The sequence below is a fragment of the Microtetraspora sp. AC03309 genome (assembly GCF_020826795.1).
Taxonomy (GTDB): domain Bacteria; phylum Actinomycetota; class Actinomycetes; order Streptosporangiales; family Streptosporangiaceae; genus Microtetraspora; species Microtetraspora glauca.
This window is the reverse complement of the sequence record NZ_JADDIL010000059.1, coordinates 24,595-42,438: the sequence shown is the minus strand read 5'-3', so window position 1 is coordinate 42,438 and position 17,844 is coordinate 24,595. Positions and strand designations below refer to the sequence as shown.

Genomic DNA, 17,844 nt, shown 5'->3' with positions numbered 1-17,844 from the left:
CTGACTCCTTCTGACGCGTGGGGCCTAGCGCTTGGGGGCGCGGACGCCGCGGAACTCCCAGTCACCGCCGAAGGCGGTCGAGACGACCTCCTCGGACTCGGTGGGCTGGGCGCCGCAGTCGTCACGGATGGGGGCGGGGCCGGAGACGATGTGGTTGGTCAGCCTGCCGATTCCCTCGACCTCGACCTCGACCACGTCGCCCGGCTGGACCGGCCGCGAGTTGGCCGGGGTGCCCGACAGCAGCACGTCGCCCGGGTAGAGCGTGATCGTGCGGGCGATGTCGGCGACGAGGTAGTGCATGTCCCACTCCATCTCGTCGGTGGAGCCGTCCTGCACGACCGTGCCGTTGACGTACGTGCGCAGCCGCTTGCCGTGGAAGTCCCAGTCGGTGACCAGGCCGGGGCCGAGCGGGCAGAGCGTGTCGGAGCCCTTCACCCGCAGCATCGACCCGCCGTCGGTGTCGCGGAAGTCGTGCAGGCCGTAGTCGTTGCCCACGGTGTAGCCGGCGATGTAGTCCCCGGCCTCCTCGGGCGAGATGCCCCGCGCGGTGCGGCCGATGACGATGGCCACCTCGCCCTCGTAGTTGAGGTACTTGCACCGCTCGGGACGGACGATCGCGCCCTTGTGGCCGTTCAGCGACGAGGTCGGCTTGTGGAAGTACGTCGGTGCCGGGGGCAGCGAGGTCATGAACTCTTCGACCCGGCTGCGGTGGTTCAGGTGGACGGCGACGATCTTGCTCGGCACGCTCGGCGGCAGGTGGATGGCGTCGTCGACGCCCACCACGCGGCCGTCCGCGCTGACCAGCTCGTCACCCTCCCGGCGTACCTGGGTGGCGGCGCCGTCCAGGAGGATCCTGCGGTACTCGGGCATCAACGGGTCCCTTCGAGGGTGAACGGGTAGGGGTACGGGTCGCCCGAGCTGTCGGTGGCCCGCGGAGCGGCGAAGCCGCTTTCCGGCCGGTCGAACCAGATGTGCACCTGACCGGTGCCCGTGGCGTTCTCGTAGTCGCTGTAGAGCCGTCCCGGCGCGACGAGGTCGTGCTCGCCGAGTGCCCCGGCCATCATCAGGTAGTGGCCGAACCGCGCCTCGGGCTTGAAGCGGTAGAAGTCCTCCATCGTGTCGAGCACGCGGGCGTGGTCGCCCGCCAGCATCCACTCGATGCGCTCCTCGTCCGCGGCACGCGCCTCGGGGGAGAAGACGTGCACGGGGTCGCTGGACTCGTGGGCGCGGAGCTGACGCAGCGGCCAGAAGGTGTGCGAGAGCGCGCCCGAGGCGATCAGCAGAACCTTGCGGTCGCTCGCCGCGATGGCGTCGCCGACCGCGCGGCCCAGCCGGAGGTTGTCCTCGGTCTCGGCGGTCTGGCACATGCCGATCGAGATCCACCGCTTGCCGGGTACGCCGAGGTACTTCCACAGGTTGACCGTGGCGTAGAAGATCGGCAGGTGGTGGTCGTCGATCGCGGTGATCCAGGTGGCGTGCTTCTCCTGCTGGGCCGCGATCAGGCGGGCCAGCTCGGGGTCGCCGGGGAAGTCGTAGGGGATCCGGCACATGCCGCGCGGGAGCTCCTCCGAGGTGAAGAGCCCGGAACGCCGGTCCTGCGCGGTGACCACGAACTCCACGGTGGTCGCCCAGTGCGAGTCGAGCACGATCACGGTGTCGTAGTCGACGGTCTCGAAGACCTCCTCCCGCAGGCGCCGCAGCCCGGGGACGATGCTGATCTCCTTGCCCTCGTTGAGCTCCTTGCGGACCTCAAGGGGCAGCATGATCGTGGGGGCGTGGGCGAGCATGCCCGCGCCGACGACTTCACCCATTCCAGCCTCCCGGCGCGGTGACGGTGTTCTTGACGTCGCAGTAGAAGTCGAAGCTCCAGTCGCCGCCCTCGCGGCCGACGCCCGACTGGCGCGCGCCGCCGAACGGCGCCTGCAGGTCGCGGACGAAGAAGCAGTTGACCCAGACGGTGCCGGCGACGAGACGCTCGGTGACCCGGTCGGCCCGCTCACGCGACCCCGTCACCAGGGTGGCGGCCAGACCGAACCTGGTGGAGTTGGCCATCGCGACGGCCTCCTCCTCGGTACGGAACGTCTGGAGCGTGAGAACCGGCCCGAAGACCTCCTCGTTGACGATCTCGCTGTCCGCGGCCGCGCCGGTGAACAGGGTGGGCCGGTAGTAGAGGCCGCCCAGGTCGGTGTTGGGGCCGCCGCCGATGACGGGCGTGGCTCCGGCGGCGACGGCCCGCTGGACGAACCCGTCGATCCGCTCGACGTGCTCGCGGTGGATGTTGGGGCCGATGTCGGTGGCGAGGTCGCGCGGGTCGCCCTGGCGGAGCGTGGCCGCCTTGGCGACGAACCGCTCGGTGAACTCGGCGGCGACGCTCTCCTCGACCAGCAGCCGGGTCCCGGCCAGGCAGACCTGCCCGGCGTTGTCGTACTGCTCGACCGCGAGGTTCACGGCCAGGTCCAGGTCGGCGTCGGCGAACACGATCAGCGGGGACTTGCCGCCGAGTTCGAGGGACAGCGGGGTCAGGTTGGCCGCCGCCGCCCGGGCGATGTGCCGGGCGGTGGGCACCGATCCGGTGAAGCTGATCCGGCGGACGTCGGGGTGGGCGACCAGGGGGGCGCCGACCTCCTCGCCGTAGCCCTGGACGACGTTGAACACGCCGTCGGGCAGTCCGGCCTCGGCGGTGATCTCGGCCAGCAGCGACGCGGTGAGGGGCGACCACTCGGCCGGCTTCAGGACGACCGTGTCCCCGGCGGCGAGCGCGGGGGCGATCTTCCAGGTGGCCAGCATGAGCGGCGCGTTCCACGGCGTGATCAGGGCACACACCCCGGCCGGGTCCCACGAGACGTGGTTGCGGTGCCCGCGGGTCTCGAAGTCGTCGTGCCCGAGGCCGAGCAGCCAGTCGGCGAAGAAGCGGAAGTTGTGCGCCACGCGGGGCATCACGCCACGCAGGTGCGAACGAAGCAGAGCGCCGTTGTCGGTCGTCTCCACGATCGCGAGCTGGTCCAACCGCTTCTCGACTCCGTCGGCGATCGCGTGCAGAAGACGCGCCCGCTCCTCACGGCTCGTACGCGCCCACGCGGGGAACGCTTTGGTCGCGGCCCGGACCGCCTCGTCGGCCTCCTTCGCGCCGCCGCGTGCGACGCGCGCGATCACCTGTCCGTCGATCGGCGAGACATCGTCGAACGTCGCAGGTGAGGAGACTCGTTCGCCCCCGATCCAGTGATCCTCCTGGACCGTGACATCCCCGACAGTGGCCATCCGCCCCTCCAAGTCGTTTGGTTCCAAACAATTTAGGTCGCGCTCTCGCGGCGAGTCAATATGACGGTATCGTTTGGAGTCAAACAAGCTGCAAGGAGACTGGGATGCCCGATCGCCGGCCGATCATCGCGATTCCCTCACGGTTCGCCGCCACCACGTCCGCGCTCCGTTACTCGGCAGTGGTGACCGCGAGGGCGCTCGCCGACGCCGTCTACCGCGCCGGCGGCGAGCCCTTCCTCATGCATCCCGTGGGCGCGGACGAGGCGGCGGGCCGGTTGGCCTCCGTGGACGGACTGCTGCTCCCCGGCGGCGGCGACCTCGCCCCCTCGGCGTACGGCGACGACACGGCGCACGAGAGCGTCTACGACGTGGACGCCGAGCAGGACGCCTTCGACCTCGCGGCGGCCCGGCACGCGCTGCGCGCCGGCCTGCCCACGCTGGCCATCTGCCGCGGGCTCCAGGTCGTCAACGTGGCCCTCGGCGGGCGGCTGCGCCAGCACATGGAGCCGGACCACCGCCACCTCGTCCACCCCGTGCGCGTACGGCCGGACTCGCTGCTCGGCCGGGTGACCGGCGCGGAGAAGGTGGAGGCGTCCTGCTACCACCACCAGTGCGCGTCGTCGCTCGGGGAGGGCCTGGTGGCCACCGCCCACGCGGAGGACGGCACGGTCGAGGCGGCCGAGCGGGCCGCGGGCGCGGGCTGGTTCCTGGGCGTCCAGTGGCACCCCGAGGACACCGCGGCGACCGACCCCGTCAACCAGAGCGTCTTCGACGGCTTGGTCACGGCCGCCAGGTCGGCCTGAAACCGGCTCAGCTCGACCGGCTCAGCTCGACCGGCGGCGGCCGCCGCGACGCGGCGGGGCGGGGGAGTCGCGACGCAGGTTCTCCCGCCGCTCCTCGCCGTGCTCCTCCAGGTGGGTGACGATGCGGCGCAGCGTGTCGGCGAGGTGGAGCGACTCCTCGTCATTGAGCGCGCCCACCACGAACGACTCCTCGTCGTTGAACGCGGGGAACAGCGTCTCCATCAGGGCCAGGCCCTCGGGAGTGAGCCGCAGCAGCGCCAGCCGGCCGTCGTCGGGATGCTGGCGGCGCTCCGCCAGGCCGCGCGACTCCAGGGTCTTGATGATGCCGGTGAGCGTGCCCTTGGAGATGCCCGCCTCGGCGGCGGCGTGCCGGGTCTCGATCTCCTCCCAGATCCACACCACCCACAACACGACGAACGCGCTCCAGGTGAGGTCGGCCGAGCGGAGCGCCGAGTTCTCCAGATGTTGCCGGACCGCGGCGGCCGCGCGATACAGGTTGGAGACGGCGGCGAGTGCCTCGCGCCGGACGGGGATCTCTCCCAAGCGGCGCTTCACCGCCTCCTCGGTCTCCGACAACGAATAGTGCGCGGGCACCCCTGCTCCTTTCATGTCAACTCTTGCGTCAAGTTCATTTGTACACGTACGATCCGCCAAACGGCAGGTCGTACGCATGCAAACGATCTCGCCAGAACCCCGATCCACCCAATATGGAAGGTTGCCATGGCCGATGAGGCAATCGCCACCGGACGGCCCTCGGCCGGTGAACAGTCCGCCACGCACGAACTCTCCCGCCGTCGTATCGGCGTGCCGGACATCGTCTTCTTCGTGGTGGCCGCGTCCTCCCCGCTGACCGTCGCCGCCGGTGGCCTCCCCATGAGCTACGGCACCACCGGGGTGATCGGCGTTCCCCTCATCTATCTGGTGCTCGCCACCGTGCTCGCGGTCTTCTCCGTCGGGTACGCCGCGATGAGCCGGCACATCTCCAACGCCGGCGCGTTCTACTCCTACATCGCCCAGGGCCTGGGCAGGGTCGGAGGTGTCGGCGCCTCCTTCGTCGCGCTGGTCGCCTACAACGCGATGCAGGTCGGCCTGTACGGCCTGTTCGGCGCGGCCGCCTCCGGGCTCCTCGGCGCGCACTTCGGCCTGAACGTGCCGTGGTGGGTGTGCTCGCTGGTCGCGCTGGTGCTGATCGCGATCCTCGGCTACCGCAGGATCGACCTGAACGCCCGTGTGCTGGCCGTCCTGCTCATCTGCGAGAGCCTGACCGTGCTCGTCTTCGACTTCGCCCAGGTCTCCAACGCGCCGTCCGGCCTGTCCGCCGAGCCGTTCACCTGGGGCGCGCTGACCACCGGAGCGGTCGGCGCCGGGTTCTGCTGGGTGATGGCGTCGTTCATGGGCTTCGAGTCCGGCGCGATCTACAGCGAGGAGTGCCGCGACCCCAAGCGGACCGTCAGCCGCGCCACCTACATCGCCGTCGCGGTGATCGGTCTGTTCTACGCCTTCACCGCCTGGGCGATGTCGATGGGCACCGGCGTGGACAACATCGTCGCCGAGTCCGGTGAGAAGGCCACCGACCTGGTGTTCATCCTCGGTGAGCAGACCCTCGGCTCCGGCTTCTCCACGCTCGCCAACGTCTTCATGGTGACCGCCGTGTTCGCCGCGCTGCTGTCGTTCCACAACGCGGTGGCCCGGTACTTCTTCGCGCTCGGCCGCGAGGGTGTACTCCCCGGCAAGCTGGGCGCCTCCCACCCGAGCCACGGCTCGCCGTACGTGGGCTCGCTCACCCAGTCGATCTTCGCCGCCGCGGTGGTGCTGCTGTTCGGCGTGTCCGGCGGCGACCCGACCGGCACGCTGTTCAACTGGTTCACCAACCTGGGCGCCCTCGGCGTCATCCTGCTGCTCGTCGTCACCTCGGTCTCGGTCATCGGCTACTTCCGGCGGGACGGTCGGGGCGAGAACGGCTGGAGCAGGGTGGTCGCTCCGGTGTTGTCCAGTGCCGCTCTCGCGGTCATCCTGGTGCTCGCGGTGGTCAACTTCCAGGCGCTGCTCGGCACCCCCGACGGCTCGGTGCTGAACTGGCTGATCCCCGGTCTCGTCCTGCTCGCCGGTGTCATCGGCATCGGGTACGGCGTGTGGATCAAGACGAGCAACCCGCGGACCTACGCCCAGATCGGTCACGGCGCTCCCGCGGAGTAGTGGTCCGAACATGAAGAAGGAGGGCCGGGGAATCCCGGCCCTCCTTCTTCATGTCAACCGACCTTCATGTCAACCGACGACTACTCCGCTCCCGACGTGCCCGTCTCGAGCAGGGTGCCGCCGTTCCAGACGACGCCGACCTGGCGGTAGTAGCCGCCGATGACCTCGTCCACGGTGAGGTCCGCCAGCTCCTCGGTGGGCGCGTCGAACAGCTCGATCTCCGCGTCGCCGGTCCACGCCTGGCCGCCCTCGAAGGACGCCCCGGCCGTGACGATCAGCTCGTCCAGGGCCAGCCCCTTGCCCGGCTCGATGGACGGCAGCCAGCGGTTGTGGGCCATCGGGTGGCCGTTGACGAACCCGTTGGTCGCGCTGGGCTCGCGCAGCCGTACGACGGCCTGGGCGAGCCGCCGGTCGGCGGCGGCGAGCGTGGCGCCGAAGACGCCACCTTCCCCGATCCGCGGCGCGGCCTGGCCGAACGGGTGCGGGCGGGTCATGTGGATGGAGCCGAGCTTCTTCGGATAGCCCTGGTGCGCGCCGCGGGCGATGGCGAAGTCCTTGTCCACCCAGATGTAGACGCAGCGGGAGTAGGTCTGCCCCTGGTGGGAGCAGCGCACCACCACGAAGCACTCCTTGTACTGCGACCGGACGGGGTCGAGGAGCTCCTCCTGCCCGCCGGAGCACGACTGCCAGTCCGCCCAGATCACGGCCACCGCTCCGGGGTCCTCGTCGGCGAGCGAGAGATGCTCGGGGAGCAGCGCGGCCACCTTGGCGGGATCGGTGCGGTACTCCACGGTGAGCAGGTCGCCGGAGTAGTACCAGGGCGGGCTGGGAACCAGCGAGGACCGGCCGGTCGCGGTCTTGGGCGTGTAGAAACCGCGCAGCTTCGCCACGGCGCCTCCTTGAGGGTCACGACAGTTCATTTGGATCCATACGATATGTGCTGAGCTGCGGGTTGTCACGAGCAGCCCCTGGATATCTTCGATTGGTGGGCTCTTGTTGTCCGCCGGTTTCGCGCGTATTGTTTGCACCCAAATGAACCCCCCATGTCCTGGCACTATCGAGGAGGCCACGTGAGTACGGAATCCGCGGAACGGACCGTCCAGCGCCTGAAGGAGCAGGGCGTCGACGTCGTCCGTATCGGCTATCCCGACCTCATCGGCACCGACCGCGGCAAGGACGTGCTCGTGGAGCGGCTCCCCGACGTTTGCGAGAGCGGCGTGGCGTTCTGCCGCGCGGTCTACTACACCTCGCCCCAGGGCGACGTCGTCCCGGTGCCCGGCGGCCTCGACGAGGGCCTCCCCGACATCTCGATCCATCCCGACCTGTCCACGCTCGTCCCGCTGTCCTGGGAGCCCGGCGTGGCGTACTGTCTCGGCGACGCGGTCAACCCGGCCACCGGAGAGGCGTTCCCCGAATCGCCGCGCGAGGTGGTCCGCGCCGCCGCCGCCCGGCTGGCCGAGCTCGGGCTGACCGGCGTGATCGGCCCCGAGCTGGAGTACTTCCTGATGGAGCCCGACGGCGCCGGCTGGAAGCGGTACGACGACGCGCCCGGCAACGTCTACGTCGTCGGCGCCAAGGGCGACAAGGGCTCGCACGTGCTGCGCACCCTCCGCACGCTGCGCGGGATGGACCTCGGCGTCACCATGGGCAACCACGAGTTCTCCGGCGGCCAGTTCGAGATCAACCTGCACCACTCCGAGGCGGTCGACGCGGCCGACCGGGCGTTCCGCTTCAAGTCCGCCATCAAGGAGCTGGCCCGCCGCGACGGCCTGCTGGCGACCTTCATGGCCAAGCCGTTCAACGACGAGGGCGGCTCCGGCTTCCACATCCACCTCTCGTGTGTGGACGAAAGCGGCCGCAACATCTTCGACGACGCCTCCGGGGCGTACGGGCTCTCGGAGAGCGCCAGGTACGCCATCGGAGGAATCCTCGCGCACGCGCCCGCGCTCGCCGCCCTGCTCAACCCGACGATCAACTCCTACAAGCGGTTCGGGCCCGACACACTCGCCCCCTGGCTGATCGACTGGGGCCTGGACAACCGCAGCGCCATGCTGCGGGTGCCGCCGGAGCGCGGCGCCGGCGCCCGCCTGGAGGTGCGGCTCGGCGACGCCTCGGCCAACCCCTACATCGCCATCGCGGGCCTGCTCGCCGCCGTCTACCTCGGCATCCGCGACCGCGTGGAGCCGCCCGCCCCGCTGTCGGGCTACGGGTACGACACCAGCAAGGCCCCCGTACTGCCGATGTCGCTGCCCGTCGCGCTGGACGCCCTCGGCGCCGACACGGCGCTGAGCGAGGTGCTCGGCAAGGAGTTCACCGCCGCCTACCTCGCGTACAAGCGCAACGAGGCCGAGCGCTTCTCCCAGTTCATCACCGACTGGGAGTTCCGCGAGTACGCCTACCACCTCTAGTCAACCCGTACTTCTCACCAACCCCTTTCTGGAGGACCCATGCGCCTGGAAGACGTCGACCTGGCGGACAACGACAAGTTCCTCGACGGCGACACCCCGTGGCGCATGTTCGACGTGCTGCGCGAACAGGCCCCGGTGCACTGGCAGGACGAGGGCGAGCACGGCAGCGGTTTCTGGTCGCTCACCCGCCACGCCGACATCGTGCGCGTGGACCGTGACGCGGCGACCTTCACCTCGATGAAGTTCACCAACCTCGAGGAGGTCGACGACCGGCAGGCCACGATCCGCCGCTCCATCCTGGAGACCGACGGCCCCCGGCACAGCGTGCTGCGCCGCATCCTGCAGCGCGAGTTCACCCCGAGGGCTGTCGCCGGGTACGAGGTCTTCCTGCGCGGGCTCACCGCCCGGACCCTGGACGCCGCGCTCGCCAAGGGCACGTTCGACTTCGTGAAGGAGGTCTCCGCCGACTTCCCGATCAACGTCCTGGCGAAGATGCTCGACGTGCCGGCGGACGACACCCAGCAGCTCATCGACTGGGGCAACCGCATCATCGGCAACACCGACCCCGACTACGCCGACGTGCTGCTGCACAGCGCCGAGAGCGAGAAGTACCGCGACCTGCCGTTCCGCAGCCCCGCCTCCCTCGAGGTCTTCGAGTACGGCCGCGAGCTGGCCAGGCAGCGGCGCGGCGGCGACGGCACCGACCTCGTCAGCAGGCTGGTCAACGAGACCCCCGCCGACGGCGTGGCGCTCTCGCCGACCGACTTCGACAACTACTTCCTGCTGCTCGTGGTGGCCGGCAACGAGACCACCCGGCACGCGATCTCGCACACGATGCGCGCGCTGATCGAGCACCCCGAGCAGGCGGAGAAGCTCCGGCAGGACCTCTCGCTGATGCCGAACGCGGTGGAGGAGTTCCTCCGCTGGGCCTCCCCGGTCTACCACTTCCGCCGTACGGCGACCCAGGACGTGGAGATGCACGGGCAGAAGATCGCCGAAGGCGACAAGGTCGTCATGTGGTTCGCCTCAGGCAACCGCGACGAGCGGGCCTTCGAGTCGCCCTACACCTTCGACGTGACCCGTCAGAACAACGACCACATCACCTTCGGCAAGGGCAGCCCGCACTTCTGCCTCGGCAACGCGCTCGCCCGCCTGGAGATCCGGATCATGTTCGAGGAGCTGCTGCCGCGCCTCGCCGACATCCGGCTCGCCGGGGACATCCGCCGGGTCCGCTCCAACTTCGTCAACGGCATCAAGGAGCTCCCGGTCACCGTCACGCTCGCCTGACGGGAGCTCAGTGAACCTCGCGGGTCCGCTTGCGGGTGGTGAAGTCCAGCCTGACCAGAGCGGGCAGGCGGCGCATGCCGAGCGTGGCGCGCAGGTCGGGGACCGCCTCGTCGTGCAGCCGGGCGATCAGGGCGTCCGGGTTCGCGGGGTCCTGTGAGATCACGCGCAGATCCAGGGCGGGGGCGTCGGGCTTCCCACGCAGCGTGGCCCTGGCCCGCCGCACGCCCTGATAGCCGCTCACCTGCCCGGCCAGCGCCTCGCCCGCCTGCCTGCCGCCGATCTCGGTGACGCCGGAAGGACCGGACTCCAGACGGATCCGCCGCAACCGGTCGAGACGGAGCAGGGCGAGCAACCAGCTCAGCCCGATGAGCGCGAGCACGACGCCCCCGATCGCCACGACCGGCCAGAACCAGGAGGTGGAGCGGGCGAAGGCGGTGACGAAGCCGGGCAGCAACGGCTGCCTGGCCGCGTCCGCGCCGAACACGCCCAGGCCACGTGCCAGGGCGGCGCCACCGGCCGCGAAGAGGAGGAGGCCGAGCAGGGCCAGGCCGGTGCGATTGCCCCACGCGATGCCCCGGCCGAACGCCTTTCCTCGTCTCATGAGACACCCCTCACCTTGGTCCGCTCACCTTGGTCCGCACCGTGTACCGGCCGACCGGCGCGAGCTTGGCCAGCTCGTCGTCCACGGCGGCCTCCACCCGGTCACGCAGCGCGGACATGTCACGCAGGTCGCTGCCCGCGTGTACGGTCACCCGCCGTCCGCGTACTTTCGCCCGGACGCGCCGCACCCCGTCGACCTGGCCGGCGACCGCGCCGAGCACCCGGGCCAGCATGCGCCGCGGCATCCCGATGATCATGTCGGGATCGCCGCTGCGCAGCGGCACCAGCCGGGGGCGTCCGGGGGCCAGCCCGATCAGCATGAGCACCAGCCCGATGATCCCCAGGGCTCCGGCGCACGCCATGACGGCGTTGTCCTGCCAGGTCGCGGCACGGGCCAAGTCCGCCACCTGGCCGTACGGCACGATCTTCGCTGGGTGGCCGAACAGCGCCGAGATCGTCTCGATCGCGGTCAGCACTCCGATCGCCAGCAGGATGATCGCCATGATGGCGGCGGGGACCTTTCGCCTGGTACGGAAGAACCGCGCCGCGCCCCGGCCACGCGCGGACGCGCGGTCGGGCGGTCGGGGGGTCTCAGGCGGTCGGAGAGTCGTCATGGCCACTCCTCGGTCCCGGTACGAGCCGGACTATGTCGATGTCGACGTTCTCCACGGTGATGCCGGTCAGAGCATGGACGCGGCTTCTGAGCCGCTCCCGTACGTCCGCCGCGACCTGCGGCACGGAGGCCGGGTAACGCACGGCGAGGCCGAGCCGGACCGCGGCGACGGCTCCGCTGACGGATGCCGTCACCCGCGGCCGCTCCGCGAGCCGGTCGTCGTCCGCGGCCACCTCCGTCGCGATCTTCGTGAACGCGCGGTCGGTGACCGTGGTGGCGCCGTGCCCGGCCACGCCCGCACGCTCGGTGGTCATTGCCGCCGTGCCCGGAGCGTGGGCATCTGGACGCCGCCCTCGAGGACGAGGCCGACGAAGAAGCCGACCACCCCGAGGACCAGCACGATGAGGAAGGAGTTGAGCCCGCCGAAGGCGCCGACGATCCCGAGGACCGTGCCGAAGGCGAGTCCGATGACCGACCAAACGGGGAACTGGTTCATGTTGATCTCACCTTCCTGGTTCTTCCGTGCCGGTGACGTCGTCGACCGTCACGTTCACATGTCTGCCGCCCGTCAGAGGGGCGACGGCGTCGCGGATCTCGGCCGCGATCTCGGGTATCGGCCTTCCGTACCGGACGGTCGCGTGGATCTCGATCTCTGTCTCCCGTACGGAGATCCCCGGGACCGTCTCGCCGGGAAGGTAGGCGGCGACCGTTCCGTACGGGCCACCGGAGAGTGCCACGACGTCCGGGCAGGAGGCCGCTCGCTCGGCGATCCGCTTGACGTCCGCGCCCGTCAGAGGCGGGCCGGGAGCCGGATCGGGAGCAGGGTCGGGAGCAGGGTCGGGAGCCGTCGGGTCCACCAGAGCGTTACCGGGGGCCGGCAGGCCCTCGCCCGCGCTCATCGGACCCGTGGTCCTTCCCCCGAGCCGGCGCCCCCCTCCTGTGACGGCAGGTAGACGTCGTCGACCGTGACGTTGACCTCGGTCACCTCCAGCCCGCACATCTGCCCGACCGCGGAGATCACGTTGTCGCGTACGGCCGAGGCGAGGTCCGGGATGGCCACGCCGTAGTCCACGACCAGGTCGATGTCCACCGCGGCCTGGCGCTCGCCGACCTCCACGGAGATGCCGCGGGTGACGCCGTCCTCGGCGCCGAGCCTGCCCTTGAGCGCCCCCATCGCGCGGGCCGGGCCGGTGCCGAAGTCATGGACCCCGGAGATCTCTCTGGCGGCCACGCCCGAGATCTTCGCGACGACGTCCTCGGAGATGGTGGTACGGCCCCGGTCGGTCACCAGGCTGGTGCCACCGCCCATGGTCGCCTGGCCGGGAGTACCCTCCCTCTGTCCCGGTACGCCCTTAACCGTTGGCGCATTGGTCTCGGTCATGTGAATCCCCCGCCTTGACCTTTTCTAGCGGCCTTGTTGCTTTTTGGTACCTATGTCGTCAGTTACCCCCTTTGAGGCGCAGAACTATTGGGGCCGGGGCGAGGTTGGGCCATGGATGCGCATCGATTCCGTCAACGCAGGTCACGGTGCCCGACGTGTCGGCTGTTCGGCCCCGGAGGCCGAACCGTGGGTCGGCCCAGTTTGGCGGACGTCAAGTTTGTCCGATGCTTCGCTATCCGGGTTTCCGTATCCCCCCTTAGGGGAGGGGCGCTCGGTGGTCACGTCTCCCTCAAGAAGCCATAGGCCAGCTCCTGAGGCGCCTGTGGAGCCCATGGGAGAGGGCTGGATCGTGCACGTCGACGACACGGAGGGCGCGGCGCTACCGGCGCGGCATGATCGACGATGGTGAGGGCGTTCCGAGATGACCGATCCGACACACGCCCGTACCGTGCTCCGCGACACGTACGGGGCGGTGCCGCGGCAAATGAGCTGGAGAACGAGAACCGCCGGCTGCGCGCGCGCCTCGCGGCGGTGGAGGAGCGGCTGGCGCTCGGCGGCCCGGACGAGATTCAGGACGAGATCCAGGACGAGATCCAGGGCGAGGTCGTCGAGGAGCGCCGATCCGAACGGCACCGCCCGCCCGAACAGCGCGGACGCGGAGACGACCGTGGCTGACGTCGGCACCTACCTCTACGCGGTCGCAGGGGACGGGGGGCGGCGCCCTCCCGGCGGGCTGACGGGCGTGGGCGGCGCGCCGGTCCGGGTGATCGCGGAAGGCGGTCTGCTCGCCTACGTGAGTACCGTCCCCTTGGACCAGTTCGGGGAGGAGCCGCTGCGCCGCTCGATGGAGGAGCTGGACTGGCTGGGGGAGACCGCTCGCGCGCACCACGGCGTCGTGGCGGCGGTGGCCGCGACCGGACCGACCGCCCCCGTCCGGCTCGCGACCGTGTACAGCGGGGACGAGCGGGTGCGTGATCTGCTGCGTCGGCGGGGCGCGGACTTCGCCGAGGCGCTCTCCCGGGTGGCCGGCCGGAACGAATGGGGCGTGAAGGTGTACGTCGATCCCGCCGCGCCGCCGGCGGCCTCGGGCGGCACAGGGGGCGAGGCGGGCGCCCGCGGGGAGCGCGTCCACACCGCTCTGCTGGATGTCGCCGTCATGGGCCACAGGCACCGGGCTCAGGACCCGCAGCTGTCCGGACGCGACGAGTGGATGGTCCTGAACGGCGCGTACCTCGTCGACGAGAACCGCGGCCCGGACTTCGCGGCGCTGGTCTCCCGATTTCGCGAGCAGGGGACGGACGTGGAGCTCAGCGGCCCCTGGCCGCCGTACTCCTTCACGGAGCTGACCGACGACCAGGAGGCGCGCCATGGCGCCCCCTGAGCCGAGAGGCGCCGTGATGGCGGCCGAGGGCCGGATTCCCGCCGAGCGCGTGGCGCTCGTCGACCTGCTGGACCGGCTGCTCGCGGGAGGTGTCGTCATCACAGGAGATCTGGTCCTGTCGATCGCCGACGTCGAACTCGTCCGCCAACAGGTGGAGCGCCAGTGCATCCGGCGGATGGACCAGGGCGACCTGTCCGACGAGCAGATCGAGACGCTGGGCCTGACACTGATGCGTCTCGAAGAGGCGATGACCGACCTGTGCGAGCGGTTCGGGCTGGAGCCCGCGGACCTGAACCTCGACCTCGGGCCGCTGGGGACCCTCCTTCCCACGGACTGAGAGGGGATCGTCAGGAACCGGCCGCGAGGAGCCGCGCGATGACGCGGTCGAGGGCGTCGAGGTCCGCCGGATCGAGCGCGAGGAGGGCCGAGGGCGGCTCGCCGAGGATGCGCTCGGCCAGTTCCGCGGCCGTGACCCCCTCCGGTGTGATCGAGACGATCTTGGCTCGACGGTCCTCGGGATGGGGCGCCCGCTCGACCAGCCCGCGACGTTCGAGGTCCGCCACCACGATCGTGGTGTACGGGGCGTCGGTGGTGAGCCGCTCGGCCAGGCGGCGCAGGGTCAGCGGTCCCGGGGCGAGCAGGCGCAGGGCCTTGACCCGGATGAAGCTCATGCCGAGGGCGTCGCAGACCTCCTTGCGCCGTTCGTGGCGTTCGAGCACCAGGCCGCGCATCCCGCGCCACACGCGCGCCGCCACGTCCTCGCTCATCGCGACCTCACCGGCTCGTGCGGCGTCAGCCGGGCCGCCGTACGCTCGGCGGTGGCCTTGGCCCAGCCGCTGGTGGTGACCAGGGCGAGGACCAGGACGATCAGCCCGTACGCGGCGACGATCCACCATGCCACGTGACTGGCGCGGGTGAACCCGGGGACGTGTACGGCGGAGGCGATCACCGAGCCGGCGATGGCCACGCCGAAGGACTGGCCGACCTGGCGGCTGGTCGACGCGACGGCGGCGGCGACGCCGGCCTGGGAGAGCGGCATCCCGGAGACGGCGGTGTTGGTGATCGGCGGGTTCACCACCGCGAACCCGAGCCCGAAGATCAGATAGATCACCAGCAGCTCCGGGATGGGAGTGACCACGGTGACCTGCGCGAGCAGCACGCCCGCCACCGTGACGCAGACGCCGCCCGCGAGCAGCGACATCCGGGGCCCGCGGACGCCGACCAGCCGTCCGGACAGTGGCCCGAAGATCAGCGTCGCCAGGGCGGTGGGCAGCATGCACAGTCCCGCGTGCAGGGCCGACAGCCCGCGGATGTCCTGAAGGTAGAGCGTGTTGACGAAGAGGAACGTGCCGAGCCCGGCGAAGCTCGCCACAGCGATGGCCGCGGCCCCCGAGAACGGGGCGCTGTGGAAGAAGCGCACGTCGATGAGCGGATCCTCACGGCGCGGCTCGTACACGATCAGCGCGACGAGGGAGAGCACGGCGACGGCGAAGCACGCGATGATCAGGCCCGACGACCAGCCGAGGCCGGGCCCCTCGATGATCCCGTACGTCAGGGAGGCCAGCAGGGCGATGACGAGGATCTGCCCCACCGGGTCGATCCTGCGCGGCCGCTCCGACCTGGACTCGGGGACGAACAGCCAGGTGAGCAGCACCGCGACCAGGCCGATCGGCACGTTGATCCAGAAGATGGCCCGCCAGCCGACGCTGTCGGTGAGCAGGCCGCCGACGACGGGGCCGAGGGCCATGCTGATCCCGACGACGCCGCCCCACACGCCGATCGCCTGGGCGCGCTCGCGCGGGTCGGTGAAGGTGTTGGTGATGATGGACAGCGCCACCGGGTTGAGCATCGAACCGCCGACCGCCTGGAGCGCGCGGAACGCGACCAGCCACTCCAGCGTCGGCGCGATGCTGCACAGCAGTGACGCGCACGTGAAGACGAGCAGCCCGATCTGGAAGACGCGCCGCCGTCCGACGCGGTCGCCGGTGGACCCCGACAGCATGAGCAGGCTCGCGAGCGTGAGCGTGTAGGCGTCGATCGTCCACTGGAGCCCGGAGACCGGGGCGTGCAGGTCCCGCCCGAGCGCGGGCAGCGCCACGTTCACGATCGTGTTGTCGAGGGACACGATCAGCAGGCTGGTGCAGCAGATGAGCAGCACCAGGATCCGCCGTCGGCGATTCATTAGTTGCACTACTACAACGGTACATGCTGACAGGGAGGCCGCCCGCGCCGGCGGCCTCCCTGCCAGGGTCAGATCTCCAGGCGCTCCTCGATGGCCTTGAGCTGGTGCCGGGCCATCGCGAGATTGGACCTGCCTCGATCGAGGGCCAGATAGAGGAACAGGCCCTTGCCGCTGCGCCCGGTGACCGGGCGGATGATGTGGTACTGCGATCCGAGCGTGATGAGGATGTCCTCGATGGCGTCCTTGAGCTGGAGCGACTCCATCGTGCGGAGTTTGGCCTTGACCACCTCGGTGTTGCCCGCGGCCGCGACCTGGAGATCGAGGTCTTTGGAGCCTCCGTGCGTGCCGAGCGCCATGCCGCTGCTGTAGTCCACGACGACCGCGCCGAGCGCGCCGTCGACCGCCATCATCTCCTTGAGAGAGATGTCGATGTTCGCCATGTGCGTTTCTCCTATTCGCGTTCGACGATGGCGGCGAGCTTGGCCGCCGTCTTGCGACCCTCGATCCGGAGCAGGCCGAGGTTGGCCCCCGGCCCGGCGAGAACGGCGAGGACGAGCTTGGGGCCCGCGGCATAGCACGCGGTGTACCCACGGGTGCCGGAGATCAGGGTCTCCTCGAGTGCGCCGGCCTGGACGAGGTCGGTCATCCGGCGGGCCATCGAGAGCAGCGCGGACGAGAGCGCCGCGACCTGCTCGGTATGGCCGCCGAGGTCGGTCGCGACGAGCATCCCGTCCACCGTGCAGGTGAGCGTGCCGGTGATCTCGGGTGCGCGTTCCCTGAGGAGGAGCATCTCCTCGTGTATTTCGCCGCGCAGATCCATCGCAATGCCCCTTCCGGCCCGCTTGAGCCACGTGATCACTGCAGCGCCTCCAGTGCGTCACGCAGCCTGATGAGCAGGTTCACGTCGGTCGGGTCGGCGCTGACCTGCGGCAGATACGGCTCCGTGGCGTCCTGCCCTGATCCGGGCCGCAGCTCGGCCCGCGGGCCGGAGCGATCGCCGCGTCGGGGCAGCGTCGGCGGGGACGGCGCGGCCGGCTCCACCCGCGTCGCGAGGAGCCCGGCCGCCCCCAGCTCCCGTACGGCGAGCAGTGTCGAGTAGGCGGGACGTCCGAGGCGGCGGGCCAGCTCCGCGGGCGTGGCGGTGGTGTCCGCGCCGAGCAGCACCTCCCACTGCACTGCGGTCAGCACCACGTGCCTGCCGGGAATGCGCCGTACGGGGATCACCGGCTGCGTGTCGAGTTCGGTCGACGGCCATGCTCGGTCCAATCGGGCCTTCCTCCGCCGGCACTCCCGGAAGAGGCCGGGCACGTCGAAGAACCAGTGCGTGCCGAGCCAGTGCCGCTCCCCGTCCCTGAACCGGGAGCGGGGTCCCGGCCGGGCTCCCGTCGCGTCGAGTGCCGTGTCGAGCAGGAAGAACGAGGCGTCAAGGGTGGCCCCCAGCACGCAGAACTCCAGCTCTCCCCGGGTGAGTACGCCCTTGCCGACCAGCAGGTCGCCCCCGTTCACGGGGTCGGGGTCCGCGCTGACCACCTGCCGCGCCTTCCTGACGGCGCTGGCGCTGATCCGGCCGGACGCGGTCAGCAGCTCCTCCACGTTCGGCGTGCCGGTGCACTCGGCGTACGACACCCGGCCGCGGGTGAGGAAGATCGTCCCGTTGCGGCCCACCCGGAGCGATCCGGTGGCCTTGTCCTGTGCGAGTTCGGCGAGTACGGAGTCGAGGGTCGAGGTCGCCATG

Annotated in this window: 23 protein-coding genes; 7 read left to right on the top strand and 16 right to left on the bottom strand. The window is 70.5% G+C overall.

Translation table 11 applies throughout. The annotated features are described in order from the left end of the window. Nucleotides 1-24 precede the first annotated feature (24 nt). From IMZ11_RS29610 to IMZ11_RS29600, 3 genes are read right to left on the bottom strand one after another with little or no spacing between them, the layout of a single operon-like run. On the bottom strand, nucleotides 25-870 hold the full coding sequence (locus IMZ11_RS29610; RefSeq protein WP_228645722.1) for a fumarylacetoacetate hydrolase family protein: 846 nt from the start codon (nucleotides 868-870) through the stop codon (nucleotides 25-27). Further along, complete coding sequence (locus tag IMZ11_RS29605) at nucleotides 870-1,811, bottom strand: catechol 1,2-dioxygenase (RefSeq protein ID WP_228645721.1); 942 nt, start codon at nucleotides 1,809-1,811, stop codon at nucleotides 870-872. The genes IMZ11_RS29610 and IMZ11_RS29605 overlap by 1 nt, the downstream gene beginning before the upstream one ends. Next, the gene (locus tag IMZ11_RS29600) at nucleotides 1,804-3,258 is read right to left on the bottom strand and encodes an aldehyde dehydrogenase (RefSeq protein ID WP_228645720.1); all 1,455 of its coding nucleotides are present in this window, start codon (nucleotides 3,256-3,258) and stop codon (nucleotides 1,804-1,806) included. The genes IMZ11_RS29605 and IMZ11_RS29600 overlap by 8 nt, the downstream gene beginning before the upstream one ends. A 104-nt stretch (nucleotides 3,259-3,362) precedes the next feature. On the opposite strand from IMZ11_RS29600, the gene IMZ11_RS29595 reads away from it, so the two are divergent. Next, nucleotides 3,363-4,061 carry a gamma-glutamyl-gamma-aminobutyrate hydrolase family protein gene (locus IMZ11_RS29595; protein WP_228645719.1) on the top strand — a complete coding sequence of 233 codons (699 nt, stop codon included), beginning with the start codon at nucleotides 3,363-3,365 and terminating at the stop codon, nucleotides 4,059-4,061. A 21-nt stretch (nucleotides 4,062-4,082) separates the two neighbouring features. Here the strand turns inward: IMZ11_RS29595 and IMZ11_RS29590 are convergent, their stop codons facing one another. Beyond that, nucleotides 4,083-4,655, bottom strand: a complete 573-nt coding sequence (locus IMZ11_RS29590; protein WP_228645718.1) for a MarR family winged helix-turn-helix transcriptional regulator — start codon at nucleotides 4,653-4,655, stop codon at nucleotides 4,083-4,085. Between the two features lie 126 nt (nucleotides 4,656-4,781). Here IMZ11_RS29590 and IMZ11_RS29585 point away from each other — a divergent pair, with 126 nt between their 5' ends. Continuing rightward, nucleotides 4,782-6,257, top strand: coding sequence for an APC family permease (locus IMZ11_RS29585; protein WP_228645717.1), 1,476 nt, complete (start codon nucleotides 4,782-4,784; stop codon nucleotides 6,255-6,257). Nucleotides 6,258-6,337: 80 nt separating this feature from the next. Here IMZ11_RS29585 and IMZ11_RS29580 read toward each other — a convergent pair whose 3' ends face one another. Further along, on the bottom strand, nucleotides 6,338-7,147 hold the full coding sequence (locus IMZ11_RS29580) for an acetoacetate decarboxylase family protein (protein WP_228645716.1): 810 nt from the start codon (nucleotides 7,145-7,147) through the stop codon (nucleotides 6,338-6,340). Nucleotides 7,148-7,327: 180 nt separating this feature from the next. Here IMZ11_RS29580 and IMZ11_RS29575 point away from each other — a divergent pair, with 180 nt between their 5' ends. Then, nucleotides 7,328-8,665: a glutamine synthetase family protein gene (locus IMZ11_RS29575; protein WP_228645715.1), complete on the top strand. Its 1,338-nt coding sequence runs from the start codon at nucleotides 7,328-7,330 to the stop codon at nucleotides 8,663-8,665. Nucleotides 8,666-8,704: 39 nt separating this feature from the next. Then, nucleotides 8,705-9,952, top strand: a complete 1,248-nt coding sequence (locus IMZ11_RS29570; RefSeq protein WP_228645714.1) for a cytochrome P450 — start codon at nucleotides 8,705-8,707, stop codon at nucleotides 9,950-9,952. A 7-nt stretch (nucleotides 9,953-9,959) separates the two neighbouring features. Here the strand turns inward: IMZ11_RS29570 and IMZ11_RS29565 are convergent, their stop codons facing one another. From IMZ11_RS29565 to IMZ11_RS29540, 6 genes are read right to left on the bottom strand one after another with little or no spacing between them, the layout of a single operon-like run. Further along, on the bottom strand, nucleotides 9,960-10,553 hold the full coding sequence (locus IMZ11_RS29565) for an alkaline shock response membrane anchor protein AmaP (protein ID WP_228645713.1): 594 nt from the start codon (nucleotides 10,551-10,553) through the stop codon (nucleotides 9,960-9,962). 10 nt (nucleotides 10,554-10,563) lie between these two features. Further along, entirely contained in the window at nucleotides 10,564-11,166 is a 603-nt protein-coding gene (locus tag IMZ11_RS29560; protein WP_228645712.1) for a DUF6286 domain-containing protein, read from the bottom strand. Beyond that, on the bottom strand, nucleotides 11,144-11,479 hold the full coding sequence (locus IMZ11_RS29555; protein ID WP_228645711.1) for an Asp23/Gls24 family envelope stress response protein: 336 nt from the start codon (nucleotides 11,477-11,479) through the stop codon (nucleotides 11,144-11,146). Before IMZ11_RS29555 ends, IMZ11_RS29560 begins: the two co-directional genes overlap by 23 nt. Further along, nucleotides 11,476-11,661, bottom strand: coding sequence for a hypothetical protein (locus tag IMZ11_RS29550; RefSeq protein ID WP_228645710.1), 186 nt, complete (start codon nucleotides 11,659-11,661; stop codon nucleotides 11,476-11,478). The genes IMZ11_RS29555 and IMZ11_RS29550 overlap by 4 nt, the downstream gene beginning before the upstream one ends. A gap of 7 nt (nucleotides 11,662-11,668) precedes the next feature. Then, nucleotides 11,669-12,064: a hypothetical protein gene (locus IMZ11_RS29545; protein ID WP_308066868.1), complete on the bottom strand. Its 396-nt coding sequence runs from the start codon at nucleotides 12,062-12,064 to the stop codon at nucleotides 11,669-11,671. Further along, on the bottom strand, nucleotides 12,061-12,546 hold the full coding sequence (locus IMZ11_RS29540; protein ID WP_374462949.1) for an Asp23/Gls24 family envelope stress response protein: 486 nt from the start codon (nucleotides 12,544-12,546) through the stop codon (nucleotides 12,061-12,063). The genes IMZ11_RS29545 and IMZ11_RS29540 overlap by 4 nt, the downstream gene beginning before the upstream one ends. Before the next feature lie 402 nt (nucleotides 12,547-12,948). On the opposite strand from IMZ11_RS29540, the gene IMZ11_RS29535 reads away from it, so the two are divergent. The 3 genes from IMZ11_RS29535 to gvpJ are packed head-to-tail and all read left to right on the top strand — an operon-like array spanning nucleotide 12,949 to nucleotide 14,264. Then, nucleotides 12,949-13,221 carry a hypothetical protein gene (locus tag IMZ11_RS29535; RefSeq protein ID WP_228645709.1) on the top strand — a complete coding sequence of 91 codons (273 nt, stop codon included), beginning with the start codon at nucleotides 12,949-12,951 and terminating at the stop codon, nucleotides 13,219-13,221. After that, nucleotides 13,214-13,927: a GvpL/GvpF family gas vesicle protein gene (locus IMZ11_RS29530; RefSeq protein WP_228645708.1), complete on the top strand. Its 714-nt coding sequence runs from the start codon at nucleotides 13,214-13,216 to the stop codon at nucleotides 13,925-13,927. Before IMZ11_RS29535 ends, IMZ11_RS29530 begins: the two co-directional genes overlap by 8 nt. Continuing rightward, nucleotides 13,914-14,264, top strand: coding sequence for a gas vesicle protein GvpJ (gene gvpJ, locus IMZ11_RS29525; protein ID WP_228645707.1), 351 nt, complete (start codon nucleotides 13,914-13,916; stop codon nucleotides 14,262-14,264). Before IMZ11_RS29530 ends, gvpJ begins: the two co-directional genes overlap by 14 nt. Before the next feature lie 10 nt (nucleotides 14,265-14,274). Here gvpJ and IMZ11_RS29520 read toward each other — a convergent pair whose 3' ends face one another. The 5 genes from IMZ11_RS29520 to IMZ11_RS29500 all read right to left on the bottom strand — a co-directional run bounded on the left by IMZ11_RS29520 (nucleotide 14,275) and on the right by IMZ11_RS29500 (nucleotide 17,843). Next, entirely contained in the window at nucleotides 14,275-14,694 is a 420-nt protein-coding gene (locus IMZ11_RS29520; RefSeq protein ID WP_228645706.1) for a MarR family winged helix-turn-helix transcriptional regulator, read from the bottom strand. Continuing rightward, the gene (locus IMZ11_RS29515) at nucleotides 14,691-16,109 is read right to left on the bottom strand and encodes an MFS transporter (protein ID WP_228645745.1); all 1,419 of its coding nucleotides are present in this window, start codon (nucleotides 16,107-16,109) and stop codon (nucleotides 14,691-14,693) included. Before IMZ11_RS29515 ends, IMZ11_RS29520 begins: the two co-directional genes overlap by 4 nt. 68 nt (nucleotides 16,110-16,177) lie before the next feature. Next, nucleotides 16,178-16,549 (bottom strand): hypothetical protein, encoded by a 372-nt coding sequence (locus IMZ11_RS29510; protein WP_061258740.1) that lies wholly within the window; start codon nucleotides 16,547-16,549, stop codon nucleotides 16,178-16,180. 11 nt (nucleotides 16,550-16,560) lie between these two features. Further along, nucleotides 16,561-16,929: a roadblock/LC7 domain-containing protein gene (locus IMZ11_RS29505; RefSeq protein ID WP_061258833.1), complete on the bottom strand. Its 369-nt coding sequence runs from the start codon at nucleotides 16,927-16,929 to the stop codon at nucleotides 16,561-16,563. Between the two features lie 35 nt (nucleotides 16,930-16,964). Further along, nucleotides 16,965-17,843: a hypothetical protein gene (locus IMZ11_RS29500; RefSeq protein ID WP_228645705.1), complete on the bottom strand. Its 879-nt coding sequence runs from the start codon at nucleotides 17,841-17,843 to the stop codon at nucleotides 16,965-16,967. Nucleotide 17,844 lies beyond the last annotated feature (1 nt).

Excerpts from the sequence above, each read along its gene's own strand:
- IMZ11_RS29610 (WP_228645722.1), bottom strand. The coding sequence starts at position 870 with ATGCCCGAGTACCGCAGGATCCTCCTGGACGGCGCCGCCACCCAGGTA.
- IMZ11_RS29605 (WP_228645721.1), bottom strand. The coding sequence starts at position 1,811 with ATGGGTGAAGTCGTCGGCGCGGGCATGCTCGCCCACGCCCCCACGATC.
- IMZ11_RS29600 (WP_228645720.1), bottom strand. The coding sequence starts at position 3,258 with ATGGCCACTGTCGGGGATGTCACGGTCCAGGAGGATCACTGGATCGGG.
- IMZ11_RS29595 (WP_228645719.1), top strand. The coding sequence starts at position 3,363 with ATGCCCGATCGCCGGCCGATCATCGCGATTCCCTCACGGTTCGCCGCC.
- IMZ11_RS29585 (WP_228645717.1), top strand. The coding sequence starts at position 4,782 with ATGGCCGATGAGGCAATCGCCACCGGACGGCCCTCGGCCGGTGAACAG.
- IMZ11_RS29570 (WP_228645714.1), top strand. The coding sequence starts at position 8,705 with ATGCGCCTGGAAGACGTCGACCTGGCGGACAACGACAAGTTCCTCGAC.
- IMZ11_RS29565 (WP_228645713.1), bottom strand. The coding sequence starts at position 10,553 with ATGAGACGAGGAAAGGCGTTCGGCCGGGGCATCGCGTGGGGCAATCGC.
- IMZ11_RS29560 (WP_228645712.1), bottom strand. The coding sequence starts at position 11,166 with ATGACGACTCTCCGACCGCCTGAGACCCCCCGACCGCCCGACCGCGCG.
- IMZ11_RS29555 (WP_228645711.1), bottom strand. The coding sequence starts at position 11,479 with ATGACCACCGAGCGTGCGGGCGTGGCCGGGCACGGCGCCACCACGGTC.
- IMZ11_RS29550 (WP_228645710.1), bottom strand. The coding sequence starts at position 11,661 with ATGAACCAGTTCCCCGTTTGGTCGGTCATCGGACTCGCCTTCGGCACG.
- IMZ11_RS29545 (WP_308066868.1), bottom strand. The coding sequence starts at position 12,064 with ATGAGCGCGGGCGAGGGCCTGCCGGCCCCCGGTAACGCTCTGGTGGAC.
- IMZ11_RS29540 (WP_374462949.1), bottom strand. The coding sequence starts at position 12,546 with ATGACCGAGACCAATGCGCCAACGGTTAAGGGCGTACCGGGACAGAGG.
- IMZ11_RS29535 (WP_228645709.1), top strand. The coding sequence starts at position 12,949 with ATGGTGAGGGCGTTCCGAGATGACCGATCCGACACACGCCCGTACCGT.
- gvpJ (WP_228645707.1), top strand. The coding sequence starts at position 13,914 with ATGGCGCCCCCTGAGCCGAGAGGCGCCGTGATGGCGGCCGAGGGCCGG.
- IMZ11_RS29520 (WP_228645706.1), bottom strand. The coding sequence starts at position 14,694 with ATGAGCGAGGACGTGGCGGCGCGCGTGTGGCGCGGGATGCGCGGCCTG.
- IMZ11_RS29515 (WP_228645745.1), bottom strand. The coding sequence starts at position 16,109 with ATGAATCGCCGACGGCGGATCCTGGTGCTGCTCATCTGCTGCACCAGC.
- IMZ11_RS29510 (WP_061258740.1), bottom strand. The coding sequence starts at position 16,549 with ATGGCGAACATCGACATCTCTCTCAAGGAGATGATGGCGGTCGACGGC.
- IMZ11_RS29505 (WP_061258833.1), bottom strand. The coding sequence starts at position 16,929 with ATGGATCTGCGCGGCGAAATACACGAGGAGATGCTCCTCCTCAGGGAA.
- IMZ11_RS29500 (WP_228645705.1), bottom strand. The coding sequence starts at position 17,843 with ATGGCGACCTCGACCCTCGACTCCGTACTCGCCGAACTCGCACAGGAC.